This window comes from Pseudarthrobacter sp. PvP090, from assembly GCF_040547365.1.
GTDB lineage: Bacteria > Actinomycetota > Actinomycetes > Actinomycetales > Micrococcaceae > Arthrobacter.
In genome coordinates this window covers 17,082-33,926 of record NZ_JBEPPO010000008.1, presented here as the reverse complement: position 1 = coordinate 33,926, position 16,845 = coordinate 17,082, and the positions used below count along the sequence as shown (strand labels likewise).

Below are 16,845 nucleotides of genomic sequence, written 5' to 3'. Positions count from 1 at the left end.
CTTCAGCGGCTGTTGCGTTCCAGTGATTGACCAGAGATTCAGTCCCCCGCTGGGAACGTGCTCGACATGGGCCTGCGGGGCGTGCTCCCGGAGGCTGCTGACCAGCAGGTCCCGGCGGGCCCGGAGTTGGTGGCGGAGGCCGCGCAGGTGCGTCTGCGGCCTGCTCGCGCGCGAACTCGGCGCCTGGCAGACCGTCTCGTGGGCGCTCGTTCTCGCCTCTCCCGGACTGGCCATCGTGCTCTGCGCCGGCCTGGCCGTGCGTGCGCGGCTCAACCCGTCGCCGTCGAACACTCTGCAGCCAGCCGAGCCCGCGGTCCCGGCCAAGTGAACAGCGGGCTTATTGGGCGGACACAGTTTCGACGGCGACCGTCTCGATGATCCTCGTCGACGGCTCACCGACCAGGGCCGGCGCCGTCACCCCGGTCTTCCAGGTGTCGTTCTGCAGCCGTCCCAGGAAATCCACGGCAGCTGCCTGCGTATCGAAATCCATTTCCAGCATCACGTAGTCCTCCTGGTCAAGGGGGCGCGAGATCCGGTACGACCGCACCCCCGACGCGGCGCGGTTCAGGGGGTCGCTGTCGAAGGCCCTCCTCCACATGCCGAAGTCCCGGACCTGGTGTTCGATCTGCAGGGTAATCACTGGGGCACTCCTGTCGACGGCCTGTACATGCCCAACTGTAGGCCCGGAGGGCCCCTCAAAGTAAGGAGACGGGCCGGAGTGGATTTCCGGAGTACCTTGACGACGGAGCTAAAGGCTGAACCCGTCCTGACGGAGACGGATCCCAGCGCGGGGCCAGTCGCGCCGTCTGTAGGATTGTTCGGTGACCCTCCCTGATCTGCGTCCCCAGCCCGTCACTGTCTCAGTTGCGCGTACAGTCCAACCTGGCCGGACGCGTCAGGCCAGCGCGTGGGCCCATGCCGGTCAGGAACTGGCCCGCGAATGGCCGGGCTACCTTGGATCCGGTTGGGTCCGCTCGGCAGCAGATTCGAACGACTGGCACATGCTGTATCGCTTTGCCGATGCCGATCTGCTGAACGACTGGGAACAGTCCGATGAACGCCGGTGGTGGATTGACAGCGCGGCGGGCCTCGTGGAAGTGACGCAGGTTGAGCGGCGCACGGGTATTGAAGGCTGGTTTGCGCAGCCGGGTGATGCCCTCCTCAGCGTCCCCGAGACCGTAGTGCCTCCACGGTGGAAACAAATGGTCAGCATCTTTCTTCCCTTTTTTCCGCTCAGTCTGCTGGCCAATTTTCTGCTGCACCCGCTGACCGGGGAATGGCCGCTGGCCCTGCAAGTGCTGCTGGCCACGTGCCTGCTCACACCGCTGATGACCTACGTCTTTCTTCCAGTGACCACCCGGCTGTTGGGACCATGGCTTCGTAGGAAGCGCTGACAGGGCTCGGAGCGCGGGGTGCTGGCATCGTTGGGGACGGTTAGGATTCCACCTCGGTAGTGCTGGTCGGGGCGTTGATCTGGTCGGACTGGTGGCGCTGCCTGCGGCTCGCCAGCAGGAAGGGCACCGCGATCAACTCGATCACACCGCCGATCGCCAGCGAGGCAGGGTAGCCGTACACGTCGGCCGCCCGGCCAAGCGCCGGCTGGACCACGACTCCCCCGCTGGAGCCGATGAGCGAGTCAAAGCTCAGCACCGTCGCCCGCTGCTTCGAGGCGATCATGTCGTTCAGGTACGCCTGCCGCACGGGGGTGCCCGCCGAGGCCACCACGGCCCAGAGCGCCAGCAGCACCAGGGCAACCCAGAACTCCCGGGTGAACCCGAGAACGACCAAAAGTGAGGCGCTCAGTATGCTGCTCAGAATCAGCACCGTTGTGCGTTTGCGGACGAGGCGCCGGATACGGGGTGCCAGCCACCCGCCGAACACTTCTGCTCCCGCCACGAGGGCCGCCGCCAGGCCTGCCACGGAGTACGCGCGCGGGTCGCCGAAGAGCTCCAGGAGGTACGGCTGGAGGGCATAGAACACGTAAAACCCGACGCCGGCAGTAAACGGCGCCGCCAGCATCACGTAACGTACCGGCGGATTTTTCAATCCGTTCTCGACCGAGGCGGAGAGGACGGCACGGGTTGCCCGCAGAGGATGCGTCGAACGTTCGGGGGTGAACCCGACGTCGCGCATGAGGGCAAAGGCCACAGCGAACATCACCAGCAGCACACCCACGCGCAGCAGGAACGGCACGCCCAGATTGGTGGCCTGCGCTATCACACCGCCGGCCACCGAGCCCACGAGCATCCCTACACCCGACACCATTTGTCCCTGCCCGAGCACCCCCTCCAGCCCGCCCTCAAAGCCCGAAAAGCGCAGCGCGTCGACGAGCCACGCCTCGACCGCGCCGGAGAAGAACGTAAATCCCAGACCGAGCAGGACCGACACCACCGCCCACCACCAGAACGGGGCGGAAAGCTGCCAGAGCAGGTAGTAGAGGTAGGTCGATACGGCCAGGGTCACGGTGCCGAGCAGGAACGAAACGCGGCGCCCCCAACCGTCGGCAATCACCCCGGTGGGCACCTCGAACAGCACCATACCAGCCGTGAAGAACGCGTTCGCAGCAAAAGCCTCGAGGTTGCTGAGTCCGGCATCCAGCAGGAAGAGGGTGTTGATTCCCCAGATGAATGAGGCCGCAAGCGTATTGCCCAGCGTCAGTGTGAGGTAGATGCGCTGGATCTTGCGGGCGGCGGCGTTCATCGCGAGGCCGTGCCCGTCAGGGCGAGGGGGGCCACGGGCCCATTCTCGTCTCCTTCGCCGGCACGCACCAGAGGAACCGGGACTTCCTCCCGGAGGTGCTCAGCCGGAGTCGGGCACCTCCAGGTGAACCGTGACCCGGTCCCCTGTCTCGAGTCCGGCCGCCGTCCTGATGGCCTTCTTGACGGGCAGCAGATATGTCCCGCTCTTGCTGTCGGGAAAGAGTGACGTCGACCAGTTGTGGCCGGTGACCGTGGCCGTGACTTTGACGGAACCAAAGCCTCGACGGAACGTTGCCGTCTCTTCCCTGATCTCCGCTGCAAGCTCTTCCGGAAGGGTGAGGAAGTGCCCCCGGCTTCTCCCGGATAGTGCCACAGCGTGGCCGTGAAGGCATAGCTCAGCGCCATTCCTGACGGGGCCTAGAGTGAACCGCCGGCGGCTTCCGGCGTCCCCGCATCATCCGAGGGTCCGCCGTGGCCGCCTCCGTGCCCGTGATGTCCGCCGTGGCCTCCGCCGTGCTGGCCGGCGTCGCCCACCCTTTCGCGGGCGAGGAAGGTCTCGACGTCGAAGAGGTTGTCGGCCCGCCGGGCGACATTAAGCAGCGTGGACATCGATGCCACCTCCTCGACCTGTTCCTTGAGGAACCAGAGCATGAACTGTTCACCGAGGGGGTCGTTTTCCGCCCGGGCCGCGGCGAACAGTTCCTTGATGCGGTTGGTGACCTCAACCTCCTGTGCGAGGGCAAGGACCAGTGGTTCCTCCGCCGAGGCGAAGTCGTTCCGGACCGGGTCGATTCCGGGGATGGTGACTTTGATGCCGCGGTCCAGTATGTAGCGGACCATCATCATGGCGTGGTTCCGCTCCTCCAGCGACTGGCGGTAGAAGTGCTTCGCCAGCTGGGGCAGGTCCTGGCCGTCGAACCACGCGGCGATGGCGATGTACTGCTGGGAGGCCGCGAACTCATTGCCGACCTGGCGGGTCAGCAGCTCGTTGAATTGGGGGCTCATGGGGGCACTCCTCAGGTCGGTGGTCAAGGATGTGGACCTGCGGCGCCGGGCCTCTGGTGGGCCCGGGACTGCCGGAGGGCCTGAAATGAGCGTCCTCCGCTTGGGATCCCCGCGTCAAGACCCTGCCTTATCGCCATAAGACCGGGCTGGCGACCCGGGAAACTGACGACGGCAGCGATTTAGGACCGGCTCCGGATCCAGTCCTGGCCTTGGGGAAAAAACGAAGTGACAACTTGCCTCGGGTGCATCAGCGTGGCGGTCAGGCCGCCTCGAGGATCTCCTTCAGCCTGGCGAGGTCCTTCCGCATCGCGCGGCGCATCATCGGGGCCATCAGGAGGTTCACGACGGCGGAAAATCCCGCCGGCGATCCGGTGTTGCGAAGAGTCATTCGGGGAGAGGCGCCGTCCGCGGCCGCCCAGGTGTAGGTGGTCTGCATCGGGAACGGGCCCTGGGGACTTCCGGCGTCTGTTGACACCGGCATCGGAGGGTCTGAAGCTGGGCTGATCAGGTATGGCTGCCCCGGCGGCACAGCCAGCATCGAGCGGTCGCAGGAATTAGCCCCTCATCATGCACCCACGGGACAAATAGCAAAGGAGCACCCCATGCACATTGACATGCCGACCCGGTATGACTTGGAACGGCTGGCGGCCGCACGCGATCCACACAGCGTCTCCGTGTATCTTTCGACGAGCAGCGTCCCGGCCGATTCGGAGAAGAATCAGACCAGGGCGCGTTCTTTGGTCGGCACCGCCATCAGTCGGCTCCGTGAGGGGGGAGGCAAGGAATCGGTGGCCGCGATAGAGACGTTTCTCAACGAGCTGCTGGAAGCCCCGGAGTTCTGGTTTGACATGGGGCGGAGCCTGGCCATCTTCGCCACACCGTCGTATGTTCTTGAGTTCCGTTTGCCGAACGATCTCGAAGACCATGTGAGCGTGACTGATCGATTCGCGATCACCCCGCTCCTCCGGGCCCTGACTTTCCCGAACGCGGCGCTTGTGCTCGCGATCTCACAGAACGGGGCGCGCCTCGTGGAGGTCTCGGCCGACCGGGCGGCCGAAGAAATCACGGTGCCGGGCATGCCAGCTGATGCCGCGAGTGCCGTCGGGCTCGACTCGATCGGCGGCCGCGCACCCTCCGGGCGGCTGCAAGGCGACGAGGGACGCAAGGTGCGGCTAACCCAGTACGCCCGGTCCGTCGACCACGCGCTCCGTCCAATCTTGAACGGCCAGTCCTTGCCGCTGGTTATCGCTGCAACGGAGCCGCTCAGGAGCATCTACCGCAATCTCACAGGATACGCACACCTCGCTTCAGAGGTCATCGAGGGGAACCCCGACGAACTGACCCCGGCCCAGTTGGCGGATGCAGCGCGCGGTGTGCTCGACCGGATATACGCGGCCGATCTTGTTGCTCTGCAAACGACCTTTGAAGAGCGCCGCACCAACAGTCGTGCCTCGACGGACCTCAGCGATCTGGCACGGGCGGCCGCCTTCGGTGCGGTTGCAACGCTCGTCGTGGACATGGACGCAGAGGTCAAGGGTTCCGTGGGAGACGATGGACTGCTCAACCTGGGTGCGGATAGTGGACAAGACGCGATCGAGGAAATTGCCCGGCGGGCGCTCGGAACGGGTGCACGCGTCCTCGCGGTGCGACGAGCCGACATGCCGGAGAATGTGCAGGCCGCCGGAATTCTTCGCTACGCCATCTGACTCCGGCACTATTCGGTTTGAAGGTCGGTGGAAACGGCACGTCCACAGGCCGGGTCGAAGAGGATGAGCCATGGTGACAGACGGCACGAACCCGGGCGCGCCGGGCGAGAACATCGCAGCGGGCAGACCGCCCCGCGGTGCGACGGCGGCCGTCACCACGATGATGCGCCGGGGCGGCGTCCCGGGCCTCTCCCTGGCCGTGGTCAATCGCGACCGCCTGCTCCTCGCCGCCGGTTACGGTCTCGCCGACAGTGCAGCGAAGACGCCGGCCACCGCCTCGACGTCGTATCTGTGGTTCTCCATGTCCAAGATCGTGACCGCGACGGCGGCATTCCGGCTCGTTGACGAAGGCCGCCTCGACCTGGACGCCCCCGTCGACGAGTACGTTGACTACCTGCGGGCGCCCCGGACGACGACGCCGAGCGTGGGCCAATTACTCAACCACACCGCCGGGTTCGGCAACCCGATGCCCATTCGCTGGGTGCACCCGGCCGCGGCGGATCCGCCGGATCCCGAAGCCCTGCTCCGCCGTCTGATGGGCAGGGCCCGCGCCTACCGGTACCCGGCCGGGCAGAGCGCACGGTATTCCAACGTCGGCTACCTTGCCGCCGGACAGGTCATCGCCGCCGCGTCCGGGATGCCCTTCGAGGCCTACGTCCGCCAGTCCGTCCTGCGCCCTGCGGGTATGGAACACACCGGGTTCCGCTACCAGGACGGCGCGGACAGCGCGACCGGTTACGTCAGGGCGCCGCGGATCGTGGAGCCCCTGCTGCGCGGACTGCTGCCCGGCGGGATCGCCGGATCCCGTCACGGGACGTACCTGTCACTGAACCCCTTCTACGTGGACGGGCCCGCCTACGGCGGCCTGGTGGGCGACGTCCTGGATGCGGGCAGGTTCCTTCAAATGCACCTTCGCGACGGCGAGATCGACGGAACCCGGGTCCTCTCCCCCGGGTCGGCCCGCCGCATGCGCACCATCGACCAGGCGGGTCAGCCGTTCGACCATGGAACCGGCTGGTTCCGACGGCCGACGAAGACCCCGGAGCAGTGGGTGGAGCATTTCGGCGCCGGCGCGGGCTTCTGGAACGTCATGCGCCTCTACCCCGACCTTGGTCTCGGCATCGTTGTTATGGGCAACAGCACCCGCATGTACGACTTCGAACCGCTGTTCCAAATTCTGGCATCAGCGCCATGGGCCTAATCGCCGTCATCACCCGGCACGGGACGTTCAGGCCCTGCGCCCGCGCCGCGCCAGCAGATACACACCGACGCCGGCCACGCATCCCCATAACGGAGACACGACACCCCAAGGGGCAATGCCGGACGCGGTCACTGCCAGCGTGATCAGCGCGGCCTCCTGTTCGGCCGGGCGCCCCCCAGCGCCCAGGACCACATCCCGGACGGCTCCCTGGAGCGCACCGAGCAGTGCCACCCCCGCGAGTGCGGTCAGCATCGGTGCGGGGACGACCGCAAACAAGGCCACGACGGCCGTGCTGAATGTCCCGAAAAGCAGATAGAAGGCTCCGCAGGCGACACCGGCTATGTACCGCCGCCTGGAATCCTCATGGGCTTCCGGCCCCGCGCAAATGCCCGCCGTTATGGCCGCAAGGTTGATGGCGTGGCTGCCAAACGGGGCAAAGATTACGGAAGCGACGCCGGCTCCGCCCAGAAGCAGCCTGTCATTCGGTACGTATCCACTGCTGGTCATCATCGCCAGCCCTGGTCCGTTCTGGCCCGCCGTCGTGACGATCAGCAACGGCACGGCAATCCCCATCACCGCCGAAACGCTGAACGTGGGTGTCGTCCACAAGGGGCCGGCCAGCGCGAGGGGCAGCTGCGGGGTGGGAATTCCGCCGGTCAGGGTCCCCAGCAGCACCCCGGTGAAGAGCGCCACGATGACCGCGTAGCGGGGAACAAACCGCTTCGCCGCGAAATATGCCATCACCAGCCCGCCCGCCACGAGCGGCGAGGACACCACAGCGCCGGCTGCGTTGAGGACGAACGGCAGCAGCACTCCCGCCAGCACACCGGCGAGTACTGGCCCGGGCACTACAGACAGCAGCCTGCCGAAAAGACCGGTGACGCCCAGCACGGTCGCCAGCACACCGGCGACCAGGTAGGCGCCAATGGCATCCGAGTAGGAATAGTTTCCCAGCGCGGTCAGGAGCAACGCGGCTCCCGGCACTGACCAGGCGACCATCACAGGCTGCCTGGTCACCAGGCTGAGCACCGAACACACCACGCCGCTGGCGATGGAAACCGCCCAGACCCAGGACGTGGTCTGACCGGTGCTGAGTCCCGCGTTCTTGGCTGACTGGAGGACCACCAGCAGCGGTCCCGAGTATGACACCACGACGGCGACGAGCCCGGCCATCACTGCGGACAGGGACATCGCAGCGCGAAGGCTCGAGGGCCCCGCAGCGCGCGGACGCGCCGGCGGGGTCCTCGATGTCAACACCATGGACCGCCGCTAGAGGGCAAGGTCCGAGGGGTGTCCGGCAAGCGGCGTGATGTCCATCTTCATGTGCGGGAACAAGGGCAGCCCCCACAGGATCTCGTGCAGGCGTTCGTTGCTGGCGACGTCGAAGATGCTGAGGTTGGCGTATTCGCCGACGCAACGCCAGATGTTCTTCCATTCGCCAGTGCGCTGGAGTTCCTGCGAGTAGGCCTTTTCCCTGGCGAGGAGCTCCGTCCTGGCCTGAGGGTCCATATCGAACGGGATGCTGACATCCATGCGGACGGCAAAGTGCATGTGGTGTTCCTTTCTGGGTAGTGCCTGGAGCTGTCGGTGAGGTTCGCCAGGCTCAGGCGCGGACGGCGTCCAGCACGAAGTCGTAGGTCACTTCGTTGCCGGGTGACGCTGCCCGGGCAGCCGGAGCCAGGACCAGCTCGGGCTTGACGGCGGAGGCGATGTCGTCCGAGAGGTGCTGGTCGCCTTCGAAGTAGAGCTGTGCCGTGAGCAGCTGGCAGCCGGGCGCGGACACTTTCAGGTGCAGGTGCGCGGGCCGCCAGGCGTGCCATCCGGCCGCCGCAATGAGCTTGCCGCAGGCGCCGTCGGTCGGGATCTGGTACGGGGCCGGCTGGACGGTGTTCAGCGCGAAGTTGCCCTCCGCGTCGGCGACGACGGTCCCGCGAAGGTTCCACTCGGGCAGGCCGGGCGCGAACTGGGAGTAGAACCCGTTGTCGTCCGCGTGCCAGATTTCCACCTTCGCGCCGGGCAGCGGGGTGCCGTCAACGCCGCGGACCTGGCCCTGGAAAAGCAGGGGCGTGCCGCCTTCGTCATCCCGCATCGGCAGCGTGGCCGGCGACGGGAACTCCGGCGAACCTGGCACGTAGTACGGGCCCTCGATGGTGCCCTTGTTGCCCTCGCGGTCCTCCGTGGAGACCTCTTCGACGACATGCTCCACCCACACATCCAGGAACAGCGGCCATTCCCCGTCCTCGCCGACGCTGATCAGCCAGGCCTTGAGGGCATTGAACTCGTCATAGCTGACCTTGTGCTTTCGGATGGTGTCATACACCGCACCAAGGACTTCGTTGGCCAGCAGGGAGACGCGTTCCTTCGGAATGTCGAGCGCCTCGGTCTTACCGCTTTCACGGAACCGTTCCGTGGCGGCGTTGCCGGACTCTGCGGCTTTGGCATCAAATTCGTTCAGCTGGGTTGTCATCATTGACTCACTTTCTTGGTCAGTGCCGGCGGCTGTGCAGGCACGTCGTTGGGAATTGATTTGTTCTGGTCTTCAGTTGCCCTGGTCGAGGCGGTATCTGGCCAGCTTCTCCGGATCGATGTCGATTCCGATCCCCGGCACTTGGCGCGTTGACAGGCGCCCGGCAACAATCTCCAGGGGCTCCGTCAGGAGGTCGTCACTCATGTCCAGGAAGTTGGAGAGCTCGCCCGCACGCAGGGTGGTGGACTTGAAGGCGGCACCGAAGGCGACGGTGCACAGCGTTCCGACCTGGCCGTCAATTTGGTTGCCCATCACGACCTCCGCGCCCATTCCGTCGCACTGGAACAGGATGCGTTGGGAGTGGGAGAAGCCGGTGCGGGCCGTCTTGATGCTGACGGCGTTGGCAGCCCCGCTCAGCAGCTCCCGGGTGACTTCACCGGGAGTCGTGGCGCTCTCGTCGGCCACAAACGGGACGGGGCAGTGATTCACGAGCCATTTGCGGCCAAGAACGTCGTCGGCCGGACACAGCTCTTCGGCCAGCGTCAGGTCGAGGTCCGCCATGGCGTTGAGCGCCCGGAGGGATTCCGACGGCGTCCAACCTCGGTTGCCGTCGACGTACAGCTCGATACCGTCGCCCAGCTCTTCGCGCAATGCCCGGCAAACGTCGACGTCGAGCTTGAACGGCTTCCGGCCCACCTTCACCTTGAAGGTGGTGATCCCGTAGATGTCGCGCATGCGTTCGGCCTCGGCAACCATTTTGGCCGGCTCTGCGAAGCCGAGCATGTGGCTGACCTTCATACTGTCGGTGTACCCGCCCAGGAGGGCCGTGACCGGCTGGCCCAAGGCCTTTCCGATGACGTCCCAGATTGCCATGTCTACAGCTGATTTGGCGGTCGGATTGCCTACCGTCCGGTCCATGACGCTGTGGACAGCCTCGCGGTCCATAACGTCCATCCCCACGATTCTCGGCGCGAACAGCGTCTGGATGGCAGCGACGATGGATTCCTGCGTTTCCCCGTACGTGAACGGCCGGGCCGGAGCCTCGGCGACGCCCACGATGCCGTCGTCGCTCCGGACCCGCACCAGAACGTGCTGTGCAGTATGGACTTCCCCGCTCGCGAAGCGCAGCGGCTTGGTATAGGGGATGGCGAACGGGATCGTCTCAATGGAGCTTATTTTCACGGGAGCCCTCCGGGGCGGGTCGGGTCGATGAAGATTTTGTTGTCGTCCAGCATCATGAGGAAGCTGCCGACCAGGGCCGAGCTGTCGTTGTGTCGCCACGCCAGGGCAAGGTCCACTTCGTCCGCTCCGAGCAGCGCCCGGTAAACGACGCCGTCCAGCGAGATCCCCCGAACGGACTCAGGTAAAACGGCGACGCCCAGGCCAGCCGCCACCAGCGACAACTGGGTGGAAGTTTTTGCTGATTCGTGGGCAACGTGAGGGTGGAAGCCGGCTGCCGTGCACGCGCGGATGACGGCATCGTTGACCACTGACCGTGACCCCGCCGGGTACATGATGAAATCCTCGGCCCGCAGTTCGCCGATGGTCACGGAATCCTCCGCGGCAAACCGGTGGCTGGCGGGAAGCGCCACCACAAACTGTTCACGAGCGATGGGTCGCAAGGTCAGCGACGCATCCTTCACGGGCGGGCGCAGGACTCCGATGTCCAGCTCACCTGACATCAGAGCCAGCTCGATGGCCGGGGTGAGCATTTCGGTGCTGATATCCAGCACAACGCCGGGCAGCTGATCCTTGACGAGCCGTGCCAGGCGCGGGACCTGGGTGTACGACGCCGTCCCTGTCAGCCCGATGCGGATCGTGCCAGCTTTTCCGTCTGCGAATTGGCGGGCTCTGCGGGCCGCGTCGTCAACGCTCCGCAGAATCCGGCGCGCGTCCTCAAGGAAGACCTCACCGGCCGGTGTGAGTTTGACGCTGCGGGTGGTCCGGGCGAGCAGTTCGACCTCGAGTTCGGCTTCGAGTTGCCGTATCTGCTGGGACAGCGGGGGCTGGGCCATTTGCAGGCGTTCGGCCGCCTGGCCGAAATGGCGGGCCTCGGCAACCGCCACGAAGTACCGCAGGTGACGCAGTTCCATGCCGCACCGGCTCCTTCCGTCGTCATTGCCGGGCCGGCGGGCTGCAGATGCGCCCGCCTGCCGCGGCCGGTTGCAGGCCGCAGCCCCAACGTGGTTGCTTGTTGGTTCAACAGCGTAGGGCCGAATTTAGTATTGAACAAATACTTAATTCATACTTTTTCGGATGCTTTAGATATCAATCGCGTCCTAGGTGACCCTAGGCAAATGCCTAGTGTGATCCACGCCACGCCCTGACAGGGTTGATGCATTCACCATTGACCGGCCGATCGTTCGGCGGTCCGCCCGGGCAGCGCAGCCCGGCACCACGGGCAACGCGGCCCGATATTGATAGGAGCCAACATGACAGAGACCCTGGCGGGCATCCGAGCCCACCTCGACGAGGCCCTTGTGGAGGACCACGAAAACGGCGTCTTCCGCGCCAAGCGCAGCATCTTCACCGACGCCGACCTTTTCGAACTTGAGATGAAGCACATTTTCGAAGGCAACTGGGTGTACCTGGCGCACGACAGCCAGATCCCGAACGTGGGCGACTACTTCACCACCCACATTGGCCGCCAGCCCATCATCATCTCCCGCGACAAGCAGGGCGGGCTCAATGCCCTGATCAATGCCTGCAGCCACCGCGGCGCGATGCTGTGCCGCCGCAAGACCGACAACCGCACCACGTTCACCTGCCCGTTCCACGGCTGGACCTTCAACAACACCGGCAAACTCCTCAAGGTCAAGGATCCCCGCGACGCCGGCTACCCGGAACAGTTCAACAAAGACGGCTCCCACGACCTCACGAAGGTGGCCAGGTTCGAGAGCTACCGCGGATTCCTTTTCGGCAGCATCAACCCCGATGTGAAGCCGCTCGAAGAGCACCTGGGCGAATCCACCAAGATCATCGACATGATCGTCGACCAGTCCCCCGAGGGCCTCGAAGTCCTGCGCGGCGCGTCCACCTATACGTACGACGGCAACTGGAAGCTGCAGGCGGAGAACGGCGCAGACGGCTACCACGTCTCCGCGACGCACTGGAACTACGCAGCCACGACCGCCCGCCGGACCACCGGGGAGTCGGCAAACGAAACCAAGAACATGGACGCTGGCGGCTGGGCGAAACAGAAGGGCGGCTACTACTCCTTCGACCACGGCCACCTGCTGCTCTGGACGGAGTGGCTGGACCCCAGCAACCGCCCCCTCTTCGACCGCAGGGACGAACTCGTCGAGAAGTACGGCGTGGAAAAGGCCGACTGGATGATCAACATCTCCCGCAACCTGTGCCTCTACCCGAACGTCTACTTGATGGACCAGTTCGGTTCGCAGATCCGGCACTTCCGCCCCATCTCCGTCGACAAGACCGAAGTGACCATCTACTGCATAGCGCCCAAGGGCGAGAGCGACGAGGCCCGGTCCAACCGCATCCGCCAGTACGAGGACTTCTTCAATGCCTCCGGCATGGCCACTCCCGATGACCTCGAGGAGTTCCGTTCCTGCCAGAAGACGTACATGGCCACCGCCGCCCCGTGGAACGACCTCAGCCGCGGCGTGATGCACCAGATTATCGGCCCCGATGCCAACGCCGACGCCATCGGCCTCAAACCCATTTCCAGCGGTGCCAAAACCGAAGACGAAGGTCTCTACCCCATTCAGCACGGCTACTGGGTGGAGACGATGCGCAAAGCGGCAGCCGCCGAAGAAGCAGCCGCGGCCGCCGCACAGAACTAGGCCCGCAAGGAGCCCGAGGAGAATCCCCATGACACAAATCATCGAATCCGACCCGCAGGACGCAACGGCTTTCGCGCCGGCGGGCCCGGCAACCCTGGAAGAAATCCGAGCTTTCCTCTACCGCGAGGCGCGCTTCCTGGACGACCGCGACTTTGACCGCTGGCTGGACTGCTACCACCCGGAAGCCGAGTTCTGGATGCCGGCATGGGCCGACGACGACCAGCTCACCGGCGATCCCCAGCGCGAAATTTCACTGATCTACTACGCCAACCGGGGAGGCCTGGAGGACCGCGTCTTCCGCATCAAAACCGACCGCTCCAGCGCGACCAGCCTGCCGGAACCACGTACGGGACACAACATCACGAACGTGGAGATCGTCGAGGCCCGCGGCAGCGAGGTTGATGTCCGCTTCAACTGGTTCACGTTGTACTACCGCTACCAGAACATCGACCCCTACTTCGGAACGTCGTTCTACACCATCGACTACGCCGGCACACAGCCCGTCATCACCAGGAAAAAGGTCGTCCTCAAGAACGACTACATCCACCACATCGTGGATATCTACCACATCTAATTTTCGGAAAGACTGGAGTCGAGCCCCATGACCTATCAGATTGCCCTCAGCTTCGAGGACGGCGTCACCCGCTTCGTCACCGCGAACCGCAACGAAACCGTCGCCGACGCGGCGTACAAATCCCGCATCAATATCCCCTTCGACTGCCGCGACGGTGCCTGCGGCACCTGCAAAGCGTTTTGCGAGTCGGGAAAGTACGACGGCGGCGACTACATCGATGAGGCCCTCACCGAGGACGAAGCCGAGAAGGGCTTCTGCCTCCCCTGCCAAATGGTTCCGGAAACCGACCTGGTCCTGCAGATCGCCGGTACCTCGGAAATGGCCAAGGCCGGCGCCACGACGTTCGAGGGCACCGTCAGCGAATTGAACTGGTTCGCGGACAACACCGCCGCCCTCACGCTTACCCTGGCAAACCGCGCCGATCTGAAGTACCTCCCGGGCCAGTACATGAATTTCGCGGTCCCCGGCACCGACGCCGCACGGTCCTATTCATTCAGCAGCGGCCCCGCCGCTGCTGAGTTGCGATTCCTCATCCGCACAGCACCTGACGGCGCCATGACCACCTACCTGAAGGAGCGTGCCGCCGTCGGCGATACCATCCCGCTGACCGGCCCCATGGGCAGCTTCTTCCTGCGGGACATCAAGCGGCCGGTGCTGATGCTGGCCGGCGGTACCGGGATAGCGCCGCTGCTGTCGATGCTCGAGAATATCGCCGCCAACGTGGACGAGGCGCCCGCCCATCCCGTGCACCTCGTCTACGGTGTCACGTTCGACAAGGACCTGGTGGAGCTGGAGAAGCTCGAGCATTACGCCGACGCCATCGAGAACTTCACCTTCACTACCTGCGTGGCGGATCCGGACAGCGCTGCAAAGAATAAGGGATACGTCACGCAATACATCACGCCAGCGCAACTGAATGACGGTGACGTCGACGTTTACCTGTGCGGACCGCCCGCCATGGTGGACGCCGTGCGCAAGTACTGGGACACGCAGGGCATCACCCCCACGAACTTCTACTACGAGCGCTTCGCCGTCGGCAGCACCGCGGCAGCGGCGCCGGCTCTCTCCGGGGCCGTCGCTTGAGGACGAACGGTGCCCGGACGATCAGCCCGGGCCGGTTCGCCGGCAAAGTGGTGGTGGTGACCGGAGCAGCACAGGGAATCGGGTACGCCGTTGCCTCGCGCGTCGCGGCAGAAGGTGCCGACGCCATCCTGGTGGACCGGGCCGAGCTTGTCTGTGAAGCCGCCGGGGAACTCGCGGCCGGTGGAGCGTCCGCATTCGCCATCACGGCCGATCTGGAAAACTACGACGGCGCCAGCGCCGCCATCGAGGCGGCCGTGGCCCGTCACGGCCGGATCGACGTCCTTATCAACAACGTGGGAGGCACCATCTGGGCCAAGCCCTTCGAACACTACGAGCCCGAGCAGATCAGCCAGGAAATACAGCGGTCGCTGTTTCCGACGCTCTGGACCTGCCGGGCCGTCCTCCCCCACATGATCAGCCAGCAGGGCGGCGTCATCGTCAACGTCGCCTCCGTCGCTACGCGCGGGGTGAACCGCGTTCCCTACGCGGCGGCCAAGGGCGGGGTGAAAGCCATCACGGCGGCCCTGGCCCTCGAAGCGGCCCCGCATGGCATCCGCGTGGTGGCCACGGCTCCGGGAGGGACGGAAGCACCGCCCCGCCGCGTCGTACGCGGGCCGCAGCCCGAAGGCGCCAACGAAAAGGCCTGGTACCAGCAGATTGTTGACCAGACCATCGATTCGTCGCTGATGAAGCGGTACGGGACCCTCGACGAGCAGGCCGGTCCCATCGCGTTCCTTGCCTCGGACGAGGCCTCCTACATCACCGGCAGCGTCCTCGCGGTTGCCGGTGGCGACCTGGGCTGAGATTCCGCCACCGCCGGCATTGCCAGTCCGAATTACCACCCTGATTGACCCCGCTCTGCCGCAATGACGCGGCCCAGGCCCCTGGAGCCAAAATGAACGCACTCGCCGCATCCACGGATGCCACCCGCAAGAAAACCGTCCGGTGGGTGATGGCCGTTGCCGCCGCTGCCCTGCTCTTTGACGGCTATGACCTTGTGGTCTATGGAACCGTCGTGTCGTCGCTGTTACGCGACCCCAGCCAGATTGGCGCCCTCGATGCCGCCCAGGCCGGCGTCCTGGGGAGCTACGCCCTGCTGGGCGTGATGGTGGGCGCCCTCACCGCCGGAGCCGTCGGGGATTTCCTCGGCCGGCGGAAGCTGATGCTCATCAACATCGTCTGGTTTTCGCTGGGCATGGCTCTCACCGCCATGGCTACCAGCGTCCAGGCCTTTGGACTCCTCCGGTTCCTGACCGGGATCGGCGTCGGCGCCCTCGTCGCGACGGCCGGAGCGGTTGTCGCCGAATTCGCCCCTGCCGGCAGGCGCAATTTCTACAACGCGCTGGTGTATTCGGGGGTGCCCGCCGGAGGCTTGCTGGCCTCCCTGCTGGCCATCGTGCTGGGCGGGGTGACGGACTGGCGTGGCCTGTTCATGATCGGCGCCCTTCCGCTGGTGATCCTGTTCCCGCTGGCGTACCTCAAACTGCCGGAGTCACCGAGGTGGCTCCTGGCACGCGGCCGCACAGCAGAGGCGCACGTACTGTCCGTGAAGACGGGTGTTCCGCTCGAAGACGGCAAGGCTGCCAGCGGCACGGGCGCGGGGGTTGTCGCACTGCCGCCGGCGGCAGTCAACAAAGCCGGCCGGCCGCTGACCGGTTTCGCCGCCCTCGCCACCGGCAACTACCGCACACCAACCGTGCTGCTCGGACTGATGAGCTTCTGCGGCCTGCTGCTGACCTACGGGCTGAACACGTGGCTGCCCGAAATTATGGGCCAGCACGGTTATGGCAAAACCTACTCACTCACATTCCTCCTGGCGCTCAACGCCGGAGCCGTGGTCGGCGGGCTGCTCGCCTCACGGTCGGCGGACTGGTTTGGTCCCCGCGCCGTGGTGGCAACAACGTTCGTTATCGCGGCGGTTTCCCTGGTCCTGCTGACGTTCGACTTCCCGCTCCCGGTGCTGCTGATCGCCGTGGCCTTTGCCGGCGTGGGCAGCCTGGGCACCCAAGTCCTGATCTACGGGTTCGTTTCGAACTACTACCCGACCCCGGCACGCGCGGCCGGCGTCGCATGGTGCGCCGGGTTCGGCCGCCTGGGCGGCATCCTTGGACCCCTTGTCGGTGGTTTCCTGATCAGCGCCAAGGCACCGAGCAGCGTGGCATTCGTGGTCTTCGCCGCCGTCGCACTGGCCGGCGGTGTCGTCACCTTCTTCGTCCGCCGGCACCCCAGCACGGCCGAACCGGTCCAGCCAGGCAGCGGGGAAGTGCTTGCACCAGCGGCCCAGGCGGGGTGACCGACAGCGGGGCC

At 65.5% G+C, this 16,845-nt stretch carries 18 protein-coding genes and 1 pseudogene; 9 read left to right on the top strand and 10 right to left on the bottom strand.

Going from position 1 to position 16,845, the window contains the following annotated elements; all coding sequences use genetic code 11:
- Nucleotides 1-157: 157 nt before the first annotated feature.
- Nucleotides 158-238, top strand: a pseudogene (locus ABIC21_RS19330) (EamA family transporter); the annotation flags it as partial.
- 99 nt (nt 239-337) lie between these two features.
- On the opposite strand, the gene ABIC21_RS10940 reads toward ABIC21_RS19330, so the two are convergent.
- On the bottom strand, nt 338-640 hold the full coding sequence (locus ABIC21_RS10940) for a hypothetical protein (protein ID WP_354350427.1): 303 nt from the start codon (nt 638-640) through the stop codon (nt 338-340).
- Between the two features lie 181 nt (nt 641-821).
- On the opposite strand from ABIC21_RS10940, the gene ABIC21_RS10935 reads away from it, so the two are divergent.
- Nucleotides 822-1,394 (top strand): antibiotic biosynthesis monooxygenase, encoded by a 573-nt coding sequence (locus tag ABIC21_RS10935; RefSeq protein ID WP_354350426.1) that lies wholly within the window; start codon nt 822-824, stop codon nt 1,392-1,394.
- Between the two features lie 40 nt (nt 1,395-1,434).
- Here the strand turns inward: ABIC21_RS10935 and ABIC21_RS10930 are convergent, their stop codons facing one another.
- The 4 genes from ABIC21_RS10930 to ABIC21_RS10915 all read right to left on the bottom strand — a co-directional run bounded on the left by ABIC21_RS10930 (nt 1,435) and on the right by ABIC21_RS10915 (nt 4,185).
- Nucleotides 1,435-2,700 (bottom strand): MFS transporter, encoded by a 1,266-nt coding sequence (locus tag ABIC21_RS10930; RefSeq protein WP_354350425.1) that lies wholly within the window; start codon nt 2,698-2,700, stop codon nt 1,435-1,437.
- A 99-nt stretch (nt 2,701-2,799) separates the two neighbouring features.
- Nucleotides 2,800-3,072: a DUF1905 domain-containing protein gene (locus ABIC21_RS10925; protein ID WP_354350424.1), complete on the bottom strand. Its 273-nt coding sequence runs from the start codon at nt 3,070-3,072 to the stop codon at nt 2,800-2,802.
- Between the two features lie 44 nt (nt 3,073-3,116).
- Entirely contained in the window at nt 3,117-3,704 is a 588-nt protein-coding gene (locus ABIC21_RS10920; protein WP_354350423.1) for a ferritin, read from the bottom strand.
- A 259-nt stretch (nt 3,705-3,963) separates the two neighbouring features.
- A complete protein-coding gene (locus tag ABIC21_RS10915) occupies nt 3,964-4,185 on the bottom strand; it encodes an SRPBCC family protein (protein WP_354350422.1) in 222 nt (73 codons plus the stop codon).
- Between the two features lie 121 nt (nt 4,186-4,306).
- On the opposite strand from ABIC21_RS10915, the gene ABIC21_RS10910 reads away from it, so the two are divergent.
- Nucleotides 4,307-5,410 (top strand): baeRF11 domain-containing protein, encoded by a 1,104-nt coding sequence (locus ABIC21_RS10910; RefSeq protein WP_354350421.1) that lies wholly within the window; start codon nt 4,307-4,309, stop codon nt 5,408-5,410.
- 70 nt (nt 5,411-5,480) lie between these two features.
- Entirely contained in the window at nt 5,481-6,611 is a 1,131-nt protein-coding gene (locus ABIC21_RS10905) for a serine hydrolase domain-containing protein (protein ID WP_354350420.1), read from the top strand.
- 27 nt (nt 6,612-6,638) lie between these two features.
- Here ABIC21_RS10905 and ABIC21_RS10900 read toward each other — a convergent pair whose 3' ends face one another.
- The 5 genes from ABIC21_RS10900 to ABIC21_RS10880 form a co-directional block, all read right to left on the bottom strand.
- Nucleotides 6,639-7,802: a benzoate/H(+) symporter BenE family transporter gene (locus ABIC21_RS10900; protein WP_354350419.1), complete on the bottom strand. Its 1,164-nt coding sequence runs from the start codon at nt 7,800-7,802 to the stop codon at nt 6,639-6,641.
- 78 nt (nt 7,803-7,880) lie between these two features.
- A complete protein-coding gene (gene catC, locus ABIC21_RS10895; protein ID WP_354350418.1) occupies nt 7,881-8,162 on the bottom strand; it encodes a muconolactone Delta-isomerase in 282 nt (93 codons plus the stop codon).
- Between the two features lie 52 nt (nt 8,163-8,214).
- Entirely contained in the window at nt 8,215-9,078 is an 864-nt protein-coding gene (gene catA / locus ABIC21_RS10890) for a catechol 1,2-dioxygenase (RefSeq protein WP_354350583.1), read from the bottom strand.
- Between the two features lie 72 nt (nt 9,079-9,150).
- Entirely contained in the window at nt 9,151-10,260 is a 1,110-nt protein-coding gene (locus tag ABIC21_RS10885; protein ID WP_354350417.1) for a mandelate racemase/muconate lactonizing enzyme family protein, read from the bottom strand.
- Nucleotides 10,257-11,171: a LysR family transcriptional regulator gene (locus ABIC21_RS10880; RefSeq protein WP_354350416.1), complete on the bottom strand. Its 915-nt coding sequence runs from the start codon at nt 11,169-11,171 to the stop codon at nt 10,257-10,259. Before ABIC21_RS10880 ends, ABIC21_RS10885 begins: the two co-directional genes overlap by 4 nt.
- 339 nt (nt 11,172-11,510) lie before the next feature.
- Between ABIC21_RS10880 and benA the strand changes: the two genes are divergently transcribed.
- From benA to ABIC21_RS10855, 5 genes are all read left to right on the top strand, one after another.
- Entirely contained in the window at nt 11,511-12,881 is a 1,371-nt protein-coding gene (benA, locus tag ABIC21_RS10875; RefSeq protein ID WP_354350415.1) for a benzoate 1,2-dioxygenase large subunit, read from the top strand.
- 28 nt (nt 12,882-12,909) lie between these two features.
- The gene (gene benB / locus ABIC21_RS10870) at nt 12,910-13,455 is read left to right on the top strand and encodes a benzoate 1,2-dioxygenase small subunit (RefSeq protein WP_354350414.1); all 546 of its coding nucleotides are present in this window, start codon (nt 12,910-12,912) and stop codon (nt 13,453-13,455) included.
- Between the two features lie 27 nt (nt 13,456-13,482).
- Nucleotides 13,483-14,538 carry a benzoate 1,2-dioxygenase electron transfer component BenC gene (benC, locus tag ABIC21_RS10865; protein ID WP_354350413.1) on the top strand — a complete coding sequence of 352 codons (1,056 nt, stop codon included), beginning with the start codon at nt 13,483-13,485 and terminating at the stop codon, nt 14,536-14,538.
- The gene (locus ABIC21_RS10860) at nt 14,535-15,341 is read left to right on the top strand and encodes a 1,6-dihydroxycyclohexa-2,4-diene-1-carboxylate dehydrogenase (RefSeq protein ID WP_354350412.1); all 807 of its coding nucleotides are present in this window, start codon (nt 14,535-14,537) and stop codon (nt 15,339-15,341) included. Before benC ends, ABIC21_RS10860 begins: the two co-directional genes overlap by 4 nt.
- 92 nt (nt 15,342-15,433) lie before the next feature.
- Nucleotides 15,434-16,831 carry an MFS transporter gene (locus ABIC21_RS10855; RefSeq protein WP_354350411.1) on the top strand — a complete coding sequence of 466 codons (1,398 nt, stop codon included), beginning with the start codon at nt 15,434-15,436 and terminating at the stop codon, nt 16,829-16,831.
- Nucleotides 16,832-16,845: the final 14 nt, after the last annotated feature.

Coding starts and splice junctions, on each gene's coding strand:
- ABIC21_RS10930 (WP_354350425.1), bottom strand. CDS start 2,700: ATGAACGCCGCCGCCCGCAAGATCCAGCGCATCTACCTCACACTGACG.
- ABIC21_RS10920 (WP_354350423.1), bottom strand. CDS start 3,704: ATGAGCCCCCAATTCAACGAGCTGCTGACCCGCCAGGTCGGCAATGAG.
- ABIC21_RS10915 (WP_354350422.1), bottom strand. CDS start 4,185: ATGCCGGTGTCAACAGACGCCGGAAGTCCCCAGGGCCCGTTCCCGATG.
- ABIC21_RS10910 (WP_354350421.1), top strand. CDS start 4,307: ATGCACATTGACATGCCGACCCGGTATGACTTGGAACGGCTGGCGGCC.
- ABIC21_RS10905 (WP_354350420.1), top strand. CDS start 5,481: ATGGTGACAGACGGCACGAACCCGGGCGCGCCGGGCGAGAACATCGCA.
- ABIC21_RS10900 (WP_354350419.1), bottom strand. CDS start 7,802: ATGTCCCTGTCCGCAGTGATGGCCGGGCTCGTCGCCGTCGTGGTGTCA.
- catC (WP_354350418.1), bottom strand. CDS start 8,162: ATGCACTTTGCCGTCCGCATGGATGTCAGCATCCCGTTCGATATGGAC.
- catA (WP_354350583.1), bottom strand. CDS start 9,078: ATGACAACCCAGCTGAACGAATTTGATGCCAAAGCCGCAGAGTCCGGC.
- ABIC21_RS10880 (WP_354350416.1), bottom strand. CDS start 11,171: ATGGAACTGCGTCACCTGCGGTACTTCGTGGCGGTTGCCGAGGCCCGC.
- benA (WP_354350415.1), top strand. CDS start 11,511: ATGACAGAGACCCTGGCGGGCATCCGAGCCCACCTCGACGAGGCCCTT.
- benB (WP_354350414.1), top strand. CDS start 12,910: ATGACACAAATCATCGAATCCGACCCGCAGGACGCAACGGCTTTCGCG.
- benC (WP_354350413.1), top strand. CDS start 13,483: ATGACCTATCAGATTGCCCTCAGCTTCGAGGACGGCGTCACCCGCTTC.
- ABIC21_RS10855 (WP_354350411.1), top strand. CDS start 15,434: ATGAACGCACTCGCCGCATCCACGGATGCCACCCGCAAGAAAACCGTC.